This window comes from Lactococcus petauri, from assembly GCF_023499275.1.
In the GTDB taxonomy this organism is placed as follows: Bacteria; Bacillota; Bacilli; order Lactobacillales; family Streptococcaceae; genus Lactococcus; species Lactococcus petauri.
Map to the genome: position 1 here is coordinate 1,183,466 of NZ_CP094882.1, position 19,408 is coordinate 1,202,873.

The 19,408-nt window shown below is 39.1% G+C and carries 9 protein-coding genes; 3 read left to right on the forward strand and 6 right to left on the reverse strand.

Translation table 11 applies throughout. From position 1 onward, the window contains the following. Positions 1-17: 17 nt before the first annotated feature. Positions 18-2,636, reverse strand: a complete 2,619-nt coding sequence (ppdK, locus tag lgb_RS05815; protein ID WP_249663177.1) for a pyruvate, phosphate dikinase — start codon at positions 2,634-2,636, stop codon at positions 18-20. Positions 2,637-2,836: 200 nt separating this feature from the next. Here ppdK and lgb_RS05820 point away from each other — a divergent pair, with 200 nt between their 5' ends. From lgb_RS05820 to lgb_RS05830, 3 genes are all read left to right on the forward strand, one after another. Continuing rightward, on the forward strand, positions 2,837-3,469 hold the full coding sequence (locus tag lgb_RS05820; RefSeq protein WP_019294043.1) for a helix-turn-helix transcriptional regulator: 633 nt from the start codon (positions 2,837-2,839) through the stop codon (positions 3,467-3,469). Positions 3,470-3,478: 9 nt separating this feature from the next. Further along, positions 3,479-4,282 (forward strand): pyruvate, water dikinase regulatory protein, encoded by an 804-nt coding sequence (locus lgb_RS05825; protein WP_019294044.1) that lies wholly within the window; start codon positions 3,479-3,481, stop codon positions 4,280-4,282. A 114-nt stretch (positions 4,283-4,396) separates the two neighbouring features. Continuing rightward, a complete protein-coding gene (locus tag lgb_RS05830; protein WP_249663178.1) occupies positions 4,397-4,993 on the forward strand; it encodes a lipoprotein BA_5634 family protein in 597 nt (198 codons plus the stop codon). A gap of 74 nt (positions 4,994-5,067) precedes the next feature. Here the strand turns inward: lgb_RS05830 and lgb_RS05835 are convergent, their stop codons facing one another. The 5 genes from lgb_RS05835 to asp1 all read right to left on the reverse strand — a co-directional run bounded on the left by lgb_RS05835 (position 5,068) and on the right by asp1 (position 19,389). Then, on the reverse strand, positions 5,068-5,547 hold the full coding sequence (locus lgb_RS05835; protein ID WP_019294046.1) for an SNARE-associated domain-containing protein: 480 nt from the start codon (positions 5,545-5,547) through the stop codon (positions 5,068-5,070). Positions 5,548-5,727: 180 nt separating this feature from the next. After that, positions 5,728-15,801, reverse strand: a complete 10,074-nt coding sequence (locus lgb_RS05840; protein ID WP_019294047.1) for a KxYKxGKxW signal peptide domain-containing protein — start codon at positions 15,799-15,801, stop codon at positions 5,728-5,730. Between the two features lie 34 nt (positions 15,802-15,835). After that, positions 15,836-16,279 carry an accessory Sec system protein Asp3 gene (gene asp3, locus lgb_RS05845; RefSeq protein WP_019294048.1) on the reverse strand — a complete coding sequence of 148 codons (444 nt, stop codon included), beginning with the start codon at positions 16,277-16,279 and terminating at the stop codon, positions 15,836-15,838. Beyond that, complete coding sequence (gene asp2, locus lgb_RS05850; RefSeq protein WP_019294049.1) at positions 16,269-17,822, reverse strand: accessory Sec system protein Asp2; 1,554 nt, start codon at positions 17,820-17,822, stop codon at positions 16,269-16,271. Before asp2 ends, asp3 begins: the two co-directional genes overlap by 11 nt. Then, entirely contained in the window at positions 17,815-19,389 is a 1,575-nt protein-coding gene (asp1, locus tag lgb_RS05855) for an accessory Sec system protein Asp1 (protein ID WP_019294050.1), read from the reverse strand. The genes asp2 and asp1 overlap by 8 nt, the downstream gene beginning before the upstream one ends. Between the last annotated feature and the right edge of the window lie 19 nt (positions 19,390-19,408).

The following is a 19,408-nucleotide window of genomic DNA, read 5'->3' on the forward strand; positions in this document are numbered from 1 at the left end:
AGGTTTTTTACATTCTCTTACTTAATACTCATCTGTGCAACAGTAAGAAGAACTGCTGGAACTCGATATGGCGAACATGATACATAATCCAAACCGATTTTTTGAAGGAAAGCAACAGAGTCTGGATCACCTCCTACTTCGCCACATACCCCAAAACTGATATCTTTATGTTGTGGTTTGACAAGCTCTATTGCCGTTTTCATCAAACTGCCCACTCCTTTCTGATCCAAATGTTGAAAGGGATCATCTTCTAAAATACCTTTTTCAACATAATCGGGCAAAAATTTGACCGAATCATCCCGAGAAAAGCCATAGGTCAGCTGTGTCAGGTCATTGGTACCAAAGCTAAAGAACTGTGCTGATGTCGCAAGCTGATCTGCCGTCAAACAAGCTCTTGGAATTTCAAGCATTGCGCCGATTTTATAGGCAATTTTCAGCTGGTGTTTTTCAAAGACATCTTGGATTTTGTCTTCTAACATCTTTTTAAGATAAGACAATTCTTTTTCTTCAGCAACTAAAGGAATCATAATCTCTGGTTTGACTTGCTTTCCTGTTTTAGCGAGTTCCAAAGCAGCTTCCATTATTGCTTCAACCTGCATTTCATATATTTCGGGATAGGTGATGGCTAAACGACAACCACGATGCCCCAGCATCGGATTGAACTCTTCAAGATCTTTACCTCTGTGCATAATAAAGTCAACCGTTTGTCCACACGCTTCAGCCACTTGCTCATATTCTTCCTTAGTTTTGGGCATAAATTCGTGAAGTGGCGGATCTAAAAGGCGAATCGTACATGGCATTCCTTCCGTCAGACTCAAAATTTCAGCAAAATCCTTTTTCTGGAATTCTTTGAGTGTTTCAAGGGATTGCTTACGCTGCAGTTGATCTTCTGAGAGAAACATTTTACGCATTTCCAAAATTCGTTCTTTCCCAAAGAACATATGTTCTGTACGTGCCAACCCAATGCCGCTTGCACCAAAATCCAGTGCAGCTCTAATATCTTCAACTGTCTCAGCATTTGCTCTGACTTGCATATTTCCGATGTGAGAGGCCCACTGAAGTACTTTTACTAAAAGATCTAGATCTTGTACCTTATCGAGTTTAATTTCCCCGCGGTAGATTTTTCCTGTTGTTCCATCTACTGAGAGTAAATCACCTTCGTTTATAGTGTGTGTACCGTCGTACGCTTGTTTGAGCTTTTCATTAATCGTTAATTGTTCGCATCCAACCACGCAGCACACCCCCATTCCTCGTGCTACGACAGCAGCATGAGAGGTCATTCCTCCACGAGAAGTGACAATAGCCTCACTCACAACCATACCTTCAATATCTTCTGGTGAAGTTTCTGTTCTAAGAAGGATAACTTTTTGCCCAGCTGCATGCGCTTTTTGCGCATCTTGCGCATAGAAATAGACTCTGCCAGATGTTGCACCAGGACTTGCAGGTAAACCCTTTGCCACAGATTTACTCTCCGCCAACATTTGTTCATCAAACACAGGATGAAGCAGCTGGGTAATCATTGAAGGTGTTAAGCGTTTCAGACTCTCCTCCTTACTTATTACGCCATCTTCTGCCATTTGCGTTGCAATTTTAAAGGCAGCCTTTGCTGTTCGTTTGCCATTACGTGTTTGAAGAATGAAAAGTTTTCCCTCTTCTATGGTGAACTCGATATCTTGCATATCTTGATAATGAGCTTCCAACTGATGGCATATTTTCTCAAATTGCATATAAATCGTGGGCTGTTCTTGTTTCAACTCTTGTATTGGACGTGGTGTCCGAATCCCTGCAACAACATCTTCTCCTTGCGCATTCAACAAAAATTCGCCAAAAACACCAGCTTCCCCTGTTGCAGGATTGCGTGTAAAGGCAACACCTGTACCGCTATTCCCTCCAGTATTTCCAAAAACCATTTCTTGGATATTAACGGCTGTTCCAAGTTTATCAGAGATTTCATGGATCCGACGGTAAGTTACAGCACGCGGATTATTCCAAGAAGTAAACACCGCTTCTACAGCCGCATAAAGTTGTTTGGAGGGATCTTGAGGGAAGTTTTCACCAACTTCTTTCAGATAGATTGTGGTAAATTGTTGAATAATCTCCTTCCAATCTTCCGCTTTCATCTCAATATCAGAACTGTAACCTTGGGTCGCTTTATATAGCGTTAGTGCTTCTTCAAAAATATTTTTATCAACCCCTTTAACCACATCGCCAAACATTTGGATTAAACGACGATAGCAATCATAAGCAAACACAGGATTTTCAGTCTTGTGGGCAAAGATTTCAACGCTTTGATGATTCAAGCCTAAATTCAAAATAGTATCCATCATACCCGGCATTGAAAATTTTGAGCCACTTCTGACCGAAACTAATAGCGGATTTTCCTCATCTGCAAATTTCTTTCCAGTTTCGTTTTCTAGCCTAGCAATATGTTCTTCTATTTCCTTAACCAACTCAGGCAATAATTTTTTCGAGTCCAGATACTCTAAGCAAGCTTCTGTAGTAATGGTAAATCCTTTGGGTACTGGTAAACCAATCCCAGTCATCTCTGCAAGATTTGCTCCTTTTCCTCCTAAGAGATCCTTTTGTTCTTTTGAACCTTCTGTAAAGTTATAAACACGTTTTTTTGCTTGTGACATTCGCGTCTCCTTTATATGTGACATACTATTTAGTGAATAAACACATTATATAGTATGTCATATTCGTTGTCAAGTTTTTTGTAATCGCATTCTTTTTAGCTTGTTAACATTACATGTGGCAACCATCCCTTTTATTAGTTGATTTAAAAAGATAAAACACATATAATATATAGTATGTCCTATTTATTAAGGAGTGACACTTGAAATTAACAACTCGACAAACTGAAATAATTAATATCGTAAAAGCGGAACAGCCCATCAGTGGTGAAAAAATTGCACAAACTTTAGGTTTAAGCCGTGCAACTTTAAGGAACGATCTGTCTATTCTTACCATGACAGGGTTACTTGATGCAAAGCCAAAGGTTGGCTATTTCTATACTGGGCAAAAAATGCAGCCTCTTTATATTGAAAGTTGCTACTCAAAAAAAGTGTCTGACTTTATGACTTCACCCCTGATTGTTGCACAAGATATGTCTGTTTACGATGCTGCGACAAGTCTTTTTCTCTATGATATTGGCAGTATCTATGTCAAAAATGAAAATGGCGATTTAGCTGGACTTCTTTCTCGTAAAGACCTTCTTCGGTTCGCTATAAGTGGCAATAATCTAGAAAAAACTCCTGTTGCTGTAATAATGACACGTATGCCTAATATCCATACTATAACCGCCGATAAGACTTTACTAGAAGCTGGGAATATTCTTTCTCGATACGAAGTAGATAGTTTACCTGTGCTTGAAAAAGCAGACTCGAAAAAAATAATCGGTAAAATATCCATTAAACACATCATGAAAGCTTTCATCCAAACAGGAAACGAAATGCAAAGCGAAGATTAAGGGGACAAAATGCAAAATATAAAAATTTATCTCATTACTGACTCTGTCGGTGAAACAGCAAAAAAAATTATTTCTGCTGTTGTGGCACAATTTCCAACTGTTGATTTATCAGATGTTCAGCTTTATCCTTTTACCAATGATAAAGATTCACTATTAGAAATTTTGAATGATGCCAAAAAAGAAAATGCCCTTGTCGCTATCACTCTCGTTGATAAGTCTTTAGTGGAGTGTGTCCAAAAATTTTCAGATACACATGATTTGGCCTATGTGGACTTTATGTCGCCGCTCATGCAACTTATTGAAAAACGTTCAGGTGAGCAACCTACACAAGAGTCCGGCAGTGTGCATCGGTTAAATCAAGCCTATTTTAATCGGGTCGCTGCTATCGAATTTGCGGTGAAATATGACGATGGGAAAGATCCTAAAGGTTTTTTAAATGCTGATATTGTGCTTCTTGGTGTCTCTCGAACTTCGAAAACCCCACTGAGTATGTACTTGGCCAACAAAGGTTACAAGGTAGCAAATCTCCCGATTATTCCGGAGGTCGAAGTGGCTAAAGAACTTTATAAAGTGAATCCGCATAAGATTATTGGCTTAACCAGTACTTCTGAAAGCTTAAGTAATATACGAAGCTACCGGGAGCAAACGCTCGGACTTAAAACAAAATCCATGTATTCTGATGAAAAACGTATTCTTGAAGAGTTGGCATATGCCGATACACTCTTTGAGCAGTTAGGCATAGAGACAATTGATGTCAGTAAACGTTCGATTGAAGAAAGCTCAATGCTTATTGAGAATCTTATCCAAAAATAAAAAGCACACAAGTGCTTTTATTTTTTATCTTACAGAAGAGTAAGTTTTTGAGTCATAATTCCTTGATAAAATAAATAAAGAAATAAAAAAACTTTAGAAAAGGACAACACTACATTGACAAAGAAACTTTGGATTATTCCAGCACTCATCTTGTTTATCGCAGGAGGCTACTTTGCCGTTAGTAAAGTTATCTCTTTATTCCACCAGCCTGTTCATGGCATCATTCTTTATAGTTCAGACAAAAAAGAACTTGATCAAAGCTTAAAAGACAACCAATCTTACATAAAAAATAACATCACTGTTGAAGGAAAATATGTCGCTGAAACAGATACTTTGGTATTAGATGCGACATCTGCTGAAAAATTGATTCAGGCAAAAGCTGTCAACGCAGTCAGCAAAAAAGGGGACGAATTCAAATTCAAACATATTACCTCGCTTTCGAAAACTCCTGCTTTATGGACCGCTGATACACAAGTAAAAAATATCGAAGATGAAAAAGGACAAAGTTTTACTGCTGCTACAACGGAATATGTTGTCTTAGGTGAATCAAGTATGACGAAAAAAACACTCGTTCTTGACAAAGAAGACTTCAGCAAGTTTCAAGCTCCTGCCAAATATGTCAGCATGATTGAAGAAAAACGATATGCTGCACATGCTTTAACAGAATATAAAGCCGATAAAGCACAAATTTTTAATTTTAAACAAAAATAAACACAACTAAGGTTGTGTTTTTTATATTGAATCCATATTTAAAGAAAAAATGAAATATGAACAAGTCCCTTGTGTTATGTATTAGGCTTAAGTTTTTTCACTAAAAATGTCCCAACACTCCAAAGTAACAATACGATAATAACAAAAAGAATCAATAAGCCAATTGAGCCATTAGCAATCGAGCGGAATAAGGTTAGTCCTCCTGCAGCGTAGACAAAGCCCCACGCTAAATAGCCTGGAAGAGCGACCAGTGTGTACTTGCTCCATTTCCAATCTAACATACCAGCAGCAAGCTGCACCACAGTTTGAAAACCAACTGTCAAGAAACTCAAAGGTATAACGGGCCATCCATATTTTTGAAGAGCAAGCATTCCTGCTCGATTTTCTTCGGATTTCTCTGCCTTTTTCCCCCATTTTGTCTTCAATAGTCCCATATGAATGAGTTTTCCTAGACCAAATGTCATCTGTGCCCTAAAGAAAACAACAATAAACAAGAACAAGGTGGCTTGCCAGAGTGGCAAACTTGCCACCCAATTTAGCATCTTTTCAACCATCTGTTTTTACTCCTCTTATTTTACATAAGCTTAATTATAAAGCTCTCTACTATTGAAACATAATATATTAAAAAGTCAAATTCTTTTGTTTTACATCAAATATAAACTAAAAAGCAAATACCTTAGTACTTGCTTTTTTTACTTTATTTTATTCCTTTCTAAATATTTTGTTATTTGTTCTTAAGCTTTTTTCTTTTTCTTCTTACCTAGAGCTGCGGCACCTATTAATCCTAAGCCTAAAACACCTAAGCCAATAGAGTCCTTATCGCCAGTATGCGGTAAAGTGCTCATGTGTTCTGAATTTCTAGATGCTAATGATGTTGATTCAGAAGAACTTAGTGATGCGGAAATTGATTCACTTGTTGACACAGATGCTGATTCAGACATTGATGATGAGGTTGAAAGTGAGACTGAATCACTTAGTGATAGCGATGTTGAGCCACTTTCTGATGCTGATTCTGAAACAGACTCTCTATTTGAAGTTGATATCGAAGTTGAATCACTTGATGAATCACTTATGGAATCACGACTTGACTCCGAACTTGATGATGAAAGTGAGACTGAATCACTTGTGGATACAGACAGCGAAGCACTTGCTGAACCAGACTCACTCACTGAATCGCTGAGAGAATCTCGCTCTGATGCTGAAATAGATGTTGAAAGACTGGCAGACTCACTGACGGAATCGCGACTTGACTCCGAGCTTGATGATGAAAGTGAGACTGAATCACTTGTAGATACCGACAACGAAGCACTTGTTGAACCAGACTCACTCACTGAATCGCTGAGAGAATCTCGCTCTGATGCTGAAATAGATGTCGAAAGGCTGGCAGACTCAGACATTGACTCACGCCCTGAAGCAGAGATGGAATCTGAAACAGAGACTGAATTACTTGTGGATACCGACAGCGAAGCACTTGTTGAACCAGACTCACTCACTGAATCGCTGAGAGAATCTCGCTCTGATGCTGAAATAGATGTCGAAAGGCTGGCAGACTCAGACATTGACTCACGTCCTGAAGCAGAGAGTGAATCTGAAACAGAGACTGAATCACTCAATGAAGATGATGCGGAATCACTTGCTGAAACGGAATGACTCACAGACTCACTGAGCGAGTTTCGGTTTGAATCAGAGACTGATGTCGAATCACTTAACGAATCTGAAGCTGAACCTGACTCTACTGGTTCAGACTGCGAAAGTGAATGTGATACTGAAGTTGACTCGCTCACGGATTGAGAAGCTGAACTTGATGTTGAAGTTGAGCTCGATGCTGACTCTGATCCACGGTCAGAATCTGACTGAGATACGGATAGACTATTTGAACTGCTTTCAGATGAAGACTCTGAACTTGAGAGCTCTCCTGAAAGAGATGCTGAGGTTGATTCTGAAACTGATGTCGAACCAGACATAGAGATAGAATCTGAAATTGAATCACTCTGTGATTCACGTTGTGAATCAGAAATTGAGCCCGACATACTATTTGAGCTACTTTCAGATGAAGACTCTGAACTTGATACCTTCCCTGATTCTGAAGCTGATGCCGAATCTGAGACAGATAAGGAAGCTGAGGTTGACACTGAAGTTGAGATTGACTCACTCAACGAATCACGTTCTGAAGTTGAGTGAACGATTGATTCACTTATTGACAAACTATCTGAAGCTGATTCTGAACTTGAAGTTCTACTTGAATCCGACGAGGATACTGATTCTGATATTGAAGCTGAACTTGAGCCTGATAGGGATTCTGAGACAGATTCACTTAAAGAGTCTCTTTCCGATGCTGAGGAGGATACAGATCCACTCACAGATACACTTTCAGATACTGAGTCCGAGCTTGAAGCTTGCTCTGAACCCGAAATAGATAGTGATTCTGAGGCTGATGTAGATACTGAGTGTGAGGCAGAACCTGAAGCCGAATTACTTGCAGAGTTAGTATTAGAATTTGAAGCTAATGATTCTGAAGCTGACTCCGAAGTAGAGTTACGGTTCGAATTTGATGCAGATAGGCTCTCTGAACTTGACAAGGATAAAGATGTCGAAAGTGAATCACTGATTGATACTGATGTTGATACCGAATCAGAAAGAGATTCTTGCTCTGAGCTCGATGTTGATAAGGAAACAGATATTGAATCACTTTGAGAATTATTTACGGACTCAGATACAGAGCCTGATTGACTGCTAGATTCACTTTGTGAACCTGAAAGTGATTGTGAACCACTTATAGATTCTGAAGCTGAAAGTGAGGTAGATACTGAATCTGACTGTGAACCAGAGGTTGAATGTGATACTGACTCACTGCTTGATTCAAGTGTTGAAGTTGAAGCTGAAGTACTTTCTGAGCTGGAAGCATTACTAGAGCCTGAAAGAGATTCACTTACGGAACTTGATGTTGAGAGACTTTCAGAAGTTGATTCACGACTTGAATAAGAGAGCGATTCAGAAATTGATTCTGATGCACTCACAGACTCACGCGCTGAATCTGAAAGTGAACGACTTTCTGAACTTGACTCAGAGACTGAACTTGATGTCGATAGACTCATTGATGTGGAAAGCGAAGCAGACTCGGAAGCTGATTGACGGCTAGAATCTGAGCTTGAGCTACTCTCTGAACTTGAATCTGAAGCTGATTCACGACTGGAAATAGAAAGTGAAGTACTTTCAGAAGCTGATTCGCTGCTTGAAAGTTTGCTTGATTCACTTGCGGAAAGGCTACCTGAATCACGTTCTGAGGCTGACGTTGATGTTGAAGCACTTGCTGAATCAGAGAGAGAGTCGCGACTCGAAGCTGAAACTGATGTTGAAACTGATGTCGAATCACTTATTGATTCTGACACAGATTCACTTACAGAAACAGATGCACTCGTTGAAGCACTATTTGAATCTCGTTCTGAGGCTGACAACGAGCTTGAAGCACTCACTGAGTCAGAAACAGATTCACGAGAAGAGTTTGATGTCGAAACAGACTCTGAGGCTGAAATGCTATTAGACTGTGATTGTGAATGACTTACTGAGGCTGACGTACTACTTGATTCACTATTTGAAGTTCGGTTCGAATCTGACATAGACGTTGAAATGCTCAACGAATCAGATTCTGATCCTGACTCAAGAGGTTCAGAATGAGACAATGATTGTGATACCGAAGTTGACTCACTCACAGACTGAGAAAGTGAGGTTGAGCTGGATTCAGATGATGAGTCGGAATCGGATTGACGTGATGAATCTGACTGTGATCCAGATAAACTATTTGAAACACTTTCAGACACAGATTCTGAACTTGAAATGCGTCCTGAGTCCGAAATTGAGATTGACTCAGAAACAGACTGGGAATCTGAGTTAGATGCAGAAACCGAGCTTGACTCACTTTCTGAATCACGACTAGATACAGACTGGGAGTCTGAGTGACTATTTGAACTGCTTTCAGATACAGATTCTGAACTTGAAGCTTTTCCAGACTCTGAGCTTGAGCTAGACTCTGAGCTTGAAATTGAAGTTGAGTGAGACCCCGATGTTGAGCTGGATTCACTCATAGAGTTTGTATCAGAATTAGAAGTCAGAGAATCTGAACTTGAGTCAGAAATTGAATCACGTGTTGAGTCAGAGTTTGAAGTGCTTTCTGAGCTTGAATCATTACGCGAATCAGAAAGCGATTCACTAATTGAGCTTGATACTGAAATGCTTTCAGAATGAGATTCACGTGCTGAGTCAGACACCGATTGTGAAGCTGATACAGAATCACTGAGCGAATCACGACTTGATTCTGAAAGAGAACTGCTCTCAGAGCTAGAACTACTTCTTGACTCGGATTGTGAAACACTCATCGAGCTTGATGTTGAATTTGATAGAGATTGAGAATCACGACTTGATTCTGAAAGAGAGCTACTTTCAGAAATAGATTCTGACATCGAATCACGGCCTGAAACAGAAAGCGAAGTACTCTCAGAAGCTGATTCGCTACTTGAATGCTTGCTTGAATCACTTGCCGACTCACTCAGAGAGGTACGAGCAGAGTCTGAAACAGATGTCGAAAGACTGGCAGAATCTGAGATAGAATCACGACTTGAGTTAGAAACTGAAACAGAGTCCGAAATCGATTCACTAAGAGAATTCGAAGTTGAATCACTTGCTGAGCTTGAATCACTCACCGACTCGCTTATTGAATCACGTGCAGAATCTGACAGAGAGTCTGAGATTGAGTGACTTGAAGAGTCAGATACTGATAGAGATAGACTTATCGAAGCTGACAACGAATCGGAGAGCGAGCTTGAATCACTCATTGATGTCGAAAGTGAACTACTTGTTGAAGTAGATAGCGATGCTGAGTTACTTTCTGAATTACGACTTGATTCTGAAGTCGAGGCAGAAAGACTTGAAGAATCTGACAATGACTCACGACTCGAATCTGAGCTTGAGGCAGAGTTTGAATCTGAAAAACTTCCTGATGTCGAAAGTGATGTACTCAACGATGCTGAAAGACTTGAAGATTCACTTGATGAAACGCGACTTGATTCTGAAAGCGAGCTTGAAGCGCTAAGCGAATCGGAGTCTGAACCAGATTCGACAGGCTCAGAGTTTGAATCTGAAGTTGAAACAGAAACAGATTGGCTCTCAGATTGAGATATAGAGTTTGAAACGGAAGCGGAAATTGACTCTGAGTCAGAATTACGTTCTGAATCTGAAACAGAAAGTGAGTTGCTGACAGAGTTACTTTCTGAAGCGGAGTCTGAACTTGAAGCTTTACTTGATTCTGAACTTGAGCTTGAGTTTGAAACAGACTGCGATTCTGATACAGAAGTTGATGCTGAAGCTGAATCACTGGTAGAAACCAGCTCTGACTCTGAGCTTGAGCCTGATTCACTCAATGAAGTACTGTTTGAAACCGACTCTGAATCAGAATTAAGGTTTGAATTTGAAACAGAGTTAGAAATAGAACCTGAAATTGATTCAGAAACCGAAAGTGACCCTGACACTGATTCGCTGCTTGACTCTTGTGCTGAGTTTGAAAGTGATTCTGAAACACTATTTGAAAGACTTTCTGAAGCGGAGTCTGAATTTGAAGCTTTACTTGATTCTGAACTTGAGCTTGACTCTGAGCTTGAAACGGAAGCTGAAAGAGAACCTGAAGCGGAACTTGACTCGCTCGCTGAGTTTTGATCAGAATTAGACTCAAGTGAGTTTGATGCAGAATCTGATAATGAATCTCTTGTTGATTCTGAACGTGAAGTACTTTCTGAAGCTGAGTTTTTACTTGACTCAGATATAGAGTCACTTATTGAAGTTGAGAGAGAACTTGATTCTGAAAGTGATTCACGACTTGATTCCGACAAAGATCCAGACACGGAGTTTGAATCACTCATAGAAGCCCACTCAGAAGTTGAAAGAGAATCTGAAGCTGAACCAGAAACTGACAATGAATCAGAGAGAGAATTGCTTACAGATGTTGAAGACGAGTTCGAATCTGAAAGTGATTCACGACTTGACTCTGATGATGAAACGGAAGCTGAGGCGGAGTCACTATTTGATTCTCTACTTGAGTTTGACGTTGAAGCACTGATTGAAACGGAAACTGAACCAGACAGTGAAGCAGAGTCACTCATAGAACTAGAAACTGAAGCTGATTCTGAGTTTGACTGACGTCCAGATTCTGACAGTGAAAGACTTTCTGAAGCTGATTCTGAACTTGAGGCTTTGCTTGACTCACTCGCTGAATCACTTGAAGAGTCACGTTCCGAAGCTGACAGTGAAGTTGAAAGACTTGCTGATTCTGAACTTGATTCTCGACTTGAAGTTGAATGCGAAATTGATTCCGAAACAGATGTGCTTACTGAGGTTGAAAGGGAATCACTTGTTGAAAGAGAGTCACTGCTTGAATCGCTTGTTGATTCACGACTTGATACTGATTGTGAATCAGAGGCAGATTGGCTTTCTGAACGAGAATCACGACTCGACTCTGATAATGAAGATGAAATCGAACTTGATTCACTTATTGATTGTGATATAGACTCGCTTGTAGATGTTGAAAGGCTTGCTGAATCACTTGTTGATTCTCTTTCCGAACCTGAAAGGGAAAGAGAATCTGATGTAGAGTCAGAAACTGATTCTTCTATTGATCCTGAATTAGAAATGGAATCACTTAGCGACTCACTGACTGAGACCGAATTAGATTCGCTTATTGAGGACGAATGTGATGCAGATTCACTATTAGACTCACGGTTTGAATCAGACAATGAACTTGAAACGCTTAGAGAGTCCGACTCAGAACCTGATTCTAAAGAGTCAGAATGAGAGTTTGAACTTGAGGCAGATGCAGATTCACTTACTGATTGTGACGTTGAAGTTGATCCAGATACAGAGTTAGATTCAGAAGATGAATTATTGCCTGATTCTGAAAGTGATGATGAGTCGCTTGATGAAGTGCTTTCTGAAGCTGAAGTCGAGCTTGACTCACGTCCCGATTCAGAAGCCGAGAGTGACTCAGAAGCTGAAACTGAAGTCGAGTTGGAGCTTGAGTCAGAGCTAGAATCGCTTGTCGAAACACGTTCTGAATCAGATTGAGAAATTGATTCTGAGACTGAACTGCTTTCGGAGCTTGACTCGGAGTTTGAATTTCGTCCAGAATCTGAGCTTGAGTCAGAAATTGAAGCTGAAACAGAGTCAGAGGTAGAACTTGAAACTGACTCAGAATCACTTTGTGAATTTCTCTCTGAATCAGATATTGAGGCAGAATCTGAAACTGAGCTGCTCTCTGAGCTTGAGTCGGAACTTGAATTTCGTCCAGATTCTGAAGACGAAACAGAATCAGAGACTGAGTTCGAAGTCGAAATTGAAGCTGATTCTGAGCTTGATTCTGATGCCGAATTTGTATTCGAATTAGAATTAAGTGATTCTGAGGCTGAATCTGAAGAGGAATCACGACTTGACTCGGAAAGTGATGTACTTTCTGAGCTTGATACTGATACCGAAGTTGAAATTGAATCACTTGTTGAGGTACTTGTCGAAAGCGATTCTGATACAGACTCAGAAATTGATGGACGTTCCGAAGTCGAAATTGAAGTCGATTCGCTTATTGAGTCCGATATAGAATTACGGTTTGAGTCAGAAAGTGATTCGCTAACTGAAGCTGACAATGATTCTGACTGTGATACTTCTTCACTTTGTGACTGTGAGTCTGAGCTTGACTCTGAGCTTGATTCTCGATTTGAATCTGAAACTGAGGCCGAATGACTGTTTGAGTCAGATGTTGATTCACGATTCGAATCTGATTGCGAATCTTTATGAGAATTAGATGCTGAGTCTGAGACGGAAGTCGACTCACTAAGCGAACGAGAATCAGATACTGAATCGGAGAGTGACTCCCGATTTGAATCTGAAAGCGAAGTTGAGAGACTGCTGGATTCTGAACTTGACTCACGACTTGACTCTGAGAGCGAGCTACTATCAGAAGATGAATCGCTACTTGAATTTTTACTTGATTCACTTGCTGAATCTGAACTTGATTCCTGCTCTGAAACTGAAAGTGAATGTGACGTGCTTGAAGAATCGGATTCAGACTCACGCGTTGATTCGGAAGTTGAGCTACTTATTGAAGTAGACTCTGAACTTGATTCTGAAATCGATAGGCTAATAGAGCCTGATTCTGAGCTTGACTCACTTGCTGACTCACGATTCGAATCAGACGTAGAGACAGATCCGCTCACTGAATCGGAGTTTGAGTCTTGCGTTGATTCTGAATGTGAGGATGAATTCGAAGCAGAATCACTAATTGAGTCTGATAACGATGCACTGATTGAGTCAGAAAGACTTGAAGATTCGCTCTGTGAATCGCGAGTCGATTCTGAGCTTGAAGTTGACTGGCTTGAAGAATCAGATTCTGATCCAGACACAATAGGTTCTGAATGTGAAAGAGAGCTTGAAATCGATTCTGAATCACTTACTGAGTTGGACACGGATGTCGAGTTTGATTCAGAACTTGAATCTGATGAAGACTGACGTTCTGACTCAGAATTTGAGAGTGATTCACTCACCGATGTACTTTCTGAAGCTGAATCAGATATTGAACCTTGTCCTGATTCCGAGGAAGATACAGAATCAGATATCGATTCTGAAACTGAAAGTGAGTGAGAATCTGATACTGACTCACTTACAGAAGCATGATCTGAATCTGATGTTGAAATAGATCCGCTTACAGAAAGACTCTCTGAAATCGAATCAGAAATTGAGCCTTTGCCCGACTCTGATGAAGAAATAGAATCGGAAATCGACTGAGAAACTGAAGTTGAACCAGACTCTGATGCTGACTCACTGGCTGAATTCGTCTCTGAATTTGATGCCAATGACTCTGATGCAGATTCCGAAACTGACTCACGTTTTGAGTCTGAAAGTGACGTACTTTGCGATGTAGATATAGAAGTTGAGACTGAAGCTGAGTCACTTATTGATCCTGAAGTTGAGACAGACTCTGATAAAGAATCTCGAATCGAGTCTGAGAGAGATTCTGAACTACTGCTTGAATTTGAATTTGAATCGCGGATTGAATCAGATAGCGAAACACTTTGAGAATCGGAAATTGATGTTGATTCTGATTGTGAATCACTCATGGAAGTTGAAAGTGAAGAAGATTCCGAATTAGAAGCGCGGTTTGAGTCGCTTGTAGAATTCGAAACACTTGCAGAATCACTGCTGGAATTTCGATTAGATTCACTTACTGATAGTGAATGACTGGCAGAATCACTCTCTGAATCTTCCACTGAGCCACTTAAAGATACCGAAACAGATTCGCTATTTGAATTTCGATTAGACTCACTTATGGATACAGATTGAGAGCCGCTTAATGAATTTGAGACACTTTCTGACTCACTCATAGATACTGAAAGAGAATCACTCACAGAGTTTGAAACACTCTCAGATTCACTTATAACTTCTGATTCAGAAGTAGATTCAGAACCAGAAATTGATTGTGAATCAGATATTGATTCTGAGCTTGACTCAGAAAGGGTTTCTGATAAAGATTCAGAACTAGAAATCGACTGGGAGTCAGATATTGATTCTGAGCTTGATTCAGAAAGGGTTTCTGAAGTAGATTCAGAGCTAGAAATCGACTGGGAGTCAGATATTGATTCTGAGCTTGACTCAGAAAGGGTCTCTGACAATGATTCAGATACAGATTCCGACCTTGAAATTGAATCCGAATCAGACTGTGATTCAAAGCTAGAATCGGATAAGCTTTTTGAATCACTTTTCGAGTCTGAGTCACTTACAATTTCTGATTGTGAAATAGATTCAGACCCACTCACACTCTCTGATGTAGAGGATGAATCACTAATTACAGGAATTTCATAACGGCTAACTGTTGTCCATCCATTTTCATTCGCAATCCAGTGTCCATCATTTACCACAATTTGAATGGCTGGATTTGTATCCGCCCATTCTGGGTGTTTCTTAATATAGTTCGTCCAATAAGTGCTCAAATCTCCATCATAAGAAATTTGAGTTGTATAATCTGTCACCGTTTTTCCGAGAGTTAAATTCAATACATTTTGTTGTGGAACAGAAGGATCAGCTTCAGATTTTAATTTAACCGCAACACTTCTTGGGAGCGGTTTGCTTGGATCAAATTGAACGGTCACATTATCTTTATTCATCTGAACCTTCATCAAACCGTCATATTTTGAAGGATCCGTCCCTTTACTGGACTGATAGTAATAACCTTTATAATTAACGTCATAAATCTGGTTTTCAGTGACTTGTCCGTCATCATAAGCAGCTCTTCGAACTGGACCTTGCAGTACTTGTGCTTCTGATGCAAGTTCAGAATTTGATTCAGATGTAGAAAGTGATTGTGATTGTGACTCTGATACAGAGCTAGTATTCGTTTCAGATTCACTCGTTTCTAACTTAATTGCGACACTATCTTTTTGAGCTAATGTTTCTTTTCCGCTCTGCTTCTCCACTGATGGTTGTGTCGTTTCAGCATAGGTTTGCCCTTGTGAAATCCCGGCACCTAATCCAAGACCTGCTACAAGTCCAGTTAAAGCCTTTAGGCCTGAACCAAATCTTGTTTTATGTGTGGCTTCATCTTCTTCACCGTATAATAGTTGGTAAGAAGTTTCTTTAATTTCTGCTTTAACTTGCTGTGCGGATTTTTTGGATAAATTTAACCAGCTAAAGTGCGTTAAACTGGAGATTACCCAAAATTTTCCCGACTTATGCATTTTAAAACGTGTTACTTGTTTTATAAGTCCCTTTTTCTTATTCATTAACCTTTTTCTTTCTTTTAATTTGTCAATACTTTTATACTGTTTCTGTACCTTTACTTGCATGAATTATCTTTATTTTTTTAAATAAAAGCTCACGCATCCCCATATTAATAAGAGAAATAGAGTAAAAATATGCACCCATTGGATATGTTACATCACCTCCTTTACCTTCAAAAACACATGTCTCCATTAATTTTCCTGAGCGCTCGTAGAATTCCATTTTTATTAAAACTGAGTCTTGAGGTTCACAAGTAAAGTCAGTTATTAATTCATAGTGCTTTCCACGCTTTAAAAGGGGAAGTTGTAGCAACGTGCGCTCCCCTTGGTAGAGAGAATTGGAAGTCCACTTCACAATAGTTGCCCCCGAGGGAAAAAAATTATTCGTGAAATAAACTGTATGATCCGAGCGATATACAATTTTTGCACCATATTTGTAAAAATTTATTTGCGAAGTATTCCAGACTATGTCAAAATCCATTTTGTTTCCTCTCTCGACCGTAAGTTTCCACTAAAATTCGATTATATTGATTAATAAACCATTGATTAATTGCCTGTGAATTATCATTATGGCGCCCAGGTATTCCTTTGCCTATGACTGCTGAATCCTTGTCAGATAAGGCTGTGATAATATTGGGGTATGCATTTTTATCGTAGTCATCATTTTTCATATAGGAAATGATAAAACGTGTATTTGAAAAATCTGATTTCTCAAATGAATCCCAAAAGCGTTGATTCAAAATCTCAACTCCCTCCTCTGAGAGACTCCCTGACAACGAGCGTAAAATATCTAAAGAAGTGGGAAATCCTCCTGGTCTGACAAGCTCTTCATTAGAAGCTATGTCACCAATATTCACTAAAGGTTTACCCACGATAACATAACCAGGCGACAGTTCACTTGCATAATAAAGGGCTCCATAAGTTCCCATCGAAAGTCCTGACAAGATGAGTTGGTCACTTGTAAAATGAAGTTCTTGTAAATGCCTCTGAATAATCTCAATTAACTGCCTTTCAAGTTCCATACTTCCCATATAAAAACTTCCCCCTTCCAACCGAGGATCAGTAATCAGCAAGAACGGTGTCCCTAGCTTCTTCATCATAAAGAAACCTTCGAAACCTTCAGCTGATCGATAGCCTGAGAAGTAGACATTAAGTGGTGGTTTTAAATCTCCTGGATGAAAGTAGTAAAAAAGTTCTTGGTTTCTTTCATCCACAATTTTTCTCCCACCAAGAATGTACTCTCCATAATGTTGGCGAGAATCTCTAAAGTGCAAAGGTCCAACTTTTAAAGTACCAAATCCTGTAGCTGTTAGCGATAAACTTAAGTAACCGATATTTTTCTCATAGGGAACTTCTATTCCTTTTTTTATCTCTTCTTGTGTGTAAACTCGTCTTTCAATGATTTGGCTGCTTCCCTCAAGTATTTTAAGTAGCGTGAAGGAAATCTTTGCGTTGCCTTGACATTCAAACTCTAACCATATTTTTTTAGAACGGCCATACATGCCAATATTATGCTGCCATGTTACTAAGGAATTTTGAGAAAATCCGGAAAAATCTCCTGTTAATTGCAGATAATCCTGCCCATATATTTCAATCTCTCCTCTAAATTCATCATTTACTGTTAGAGTGTTCACATGAAGTTTTGAACCCATTTGTCCGGAAAAGAAATTTTGCGATACACTCCTTATCACTTCTTCTTTTTTATCTTCTGTATTCATAAATAGAGGACATTTTTTTAAGGCTAAATCATGAGGAATCTCTTCTTCATAATCTTGATTAATAATCAGACTATAAGCTTCAATAACTTTTGAAAACTTAGTTACTTGTGTCCAGTTTATTTCGTCTGTACATATCACAGCATCAAATGTTCGTCCCTTCCTCTTCTTCATGAGTGCAAGAGCCTCCTCATCTGTTCCTGCCCACATATCAAAATAGGTCCACTCCAGTTTGTCTCCGTCTTGCAAGGATATGTACTCTTGCCAGTTTTTTTGACCGATTTGTAAAACGTGTGTCTTTTTATTCATTTATTCCTCCTAAAATTTGGCATATCTTCTCTCTAAGAGCAACTCCTGAATATTTTTTTATTTGTTGGACAGCGAACATCCGTGCTTCTTGCCAGTGTTTTAATCGATCCAGATAATAACTTAGACCTCGGTAAAGTTCGGTCCAGTCCGCGATCACTAAACCATTTTTATGGGCTTGCACATATTCTGTTTCCACTTGATTTATCTGAGGAATACCTGCACTTATACCTGCAATCTGAGTAAAAAGATCAGGCTCTTCTCTTAAATCAATAATTAATCGTGTTTCGTTAATGATTCTAAATAGCTCATCATCACTATTTATTATCTGAAGTTCAAAACTTTTCCATAATTGCATCACCCTTTTTACTTCTGGATTAGTCTTTTTTAAGAGTGTTGCATCGATAGAATTTTCTCCTGTCAACATGGGGAGCAGTTCTTCTACAAGCGGCATTTCTTCGGGAAATTTTTCAATAAAAAGAGCACGTATTTTTGCTGAAAAAGCCGAAATTAAGGGATACGATGCCATACGTATAATGATTTGAAAACTTCTTTCAACTTCGCAATTATCAAAGACATCAACTAAATAAGAAAAAAGTATCTCTATGGCTTGTCCGATTGCTTCTTTTGTCATGTCTCGGCTCTCAAAATAAATAACTTCTTCTTTTAACTCATGACTTCTGCTTAATTCGAATCGCGTATCATAAGGACTAATGCGGTGGATTTTGCTTTCTTCAGTAAATGCTTTTACTTTCTGCATATTCTGATTCGAATCCACAATCACAGCAAAGCACTGTCCAGTAACTTCTTCTAATTCTTTTTGAGTTTTTGTTTTACTACTTAAACGATTGCCAAATAGTGAGAGTGTCATCTTTGGAAGAACTTTACTTTTCTGGAAATAAGGTAAGTTCTTTTCTGTCAATGATACGATTATTGAATCATCTGCACCAAGTTGTTCATAATGACTCTCTAATTTTTCAAACTTAATTTCTTCTAAGCTCTCATAGTATCTTTGCCTTAGTCCTGCTGAATATTCTTCATTTACCTCACACGCAGCATCTTTATATGTGCGAATAACCCAGTGTTCTTGCTGATTCAAATACTCCTTATAGCAAAAGTTGCCATCTTCATAAATATCACGACTAGAAATAAAACCGCGGTCATCATAGATTTCGACTAAAGTTACCTTTCCTCCACTAATATATGTCACTTCAGAAATATAAGATGCTTCTCCTAAAGTAATCTGACCAATAAGTGCCTCTTCCTGATAAACTAAAATATTAAATGGCGTATAAGAAAAAGTCGCCGTATCAGGAAAATTTAAATCCTTCAATGTTAAGCTTTTTTGCTCCACGTGTTTGATTGTTTGTAACTCATCAAAAATGCTTACATAGCTGCTTTCTAACAAATCATAGCGGTGAAGGAAGTAACGGAGTTCAGGCATATAATCACTGATAAGAATTTTATAGGCAACATCAGAAGACATGAAAGACTGTACCTGTCCCATCAGATCATCTGTAGACATGCCTGACTGTATTTTTTTATTCCAGGCCGGTACAAAATAAATCATCGTTTTTTTCTCCTTCTAT

Excerpts from the sequence above, each read along its gene's own strand:
- ppdK (WP_249663177.1), bottom strand. The coding sequence starts at position 2,636 with ATGTCACAAGCAAAAAAACGTGTTTATAACTTTACAGAAGGTTCAAAA.
- lgb_RS05825 (WP_019294044.1), top strand. The coding sequence starts at position 3,479 with ATGCAAAATATAAAAATTTATCTCATTACTGACTCTGTCGGTGAAACA.
- lgb_RS05835 (WP_019294046.1), bottom strand. The coding sequence starts at position 5,547 with ATGGTTGAAAAGATGCTAAATTGGGTGGCAAGTTTGCCACTCTGGCAA.
- lgb_RS05840 (WP_019294047.1), bottom strand. The coding sequence starts at position 15,801 with ATGAATAAGAAAAAGGGACTTATAAAACAAGTAACACGTTTTAAAATG.
- asp3 (WP_019294048.1), bottom strand. The coding sequence starts at position 16,279 with ATGGATTTTGACATAGTCTGGAATACTTCGCAAATAAATTTTTACAAA.
- asp2 (WP_019294049.1), bottom strand. The coding sequence starts at position 17,822 with ATGAATAAAAAGACACACGTTTTACAAATCGGTCAAAAAAACTGGCAA.
- asp1 (WP_019294050.1), bottom strand. The coding sequence starts at position 19,389 with ATGATTTATTTTGTACCGGCCTGGAATAAAAAAATACAGTCAGGCATG.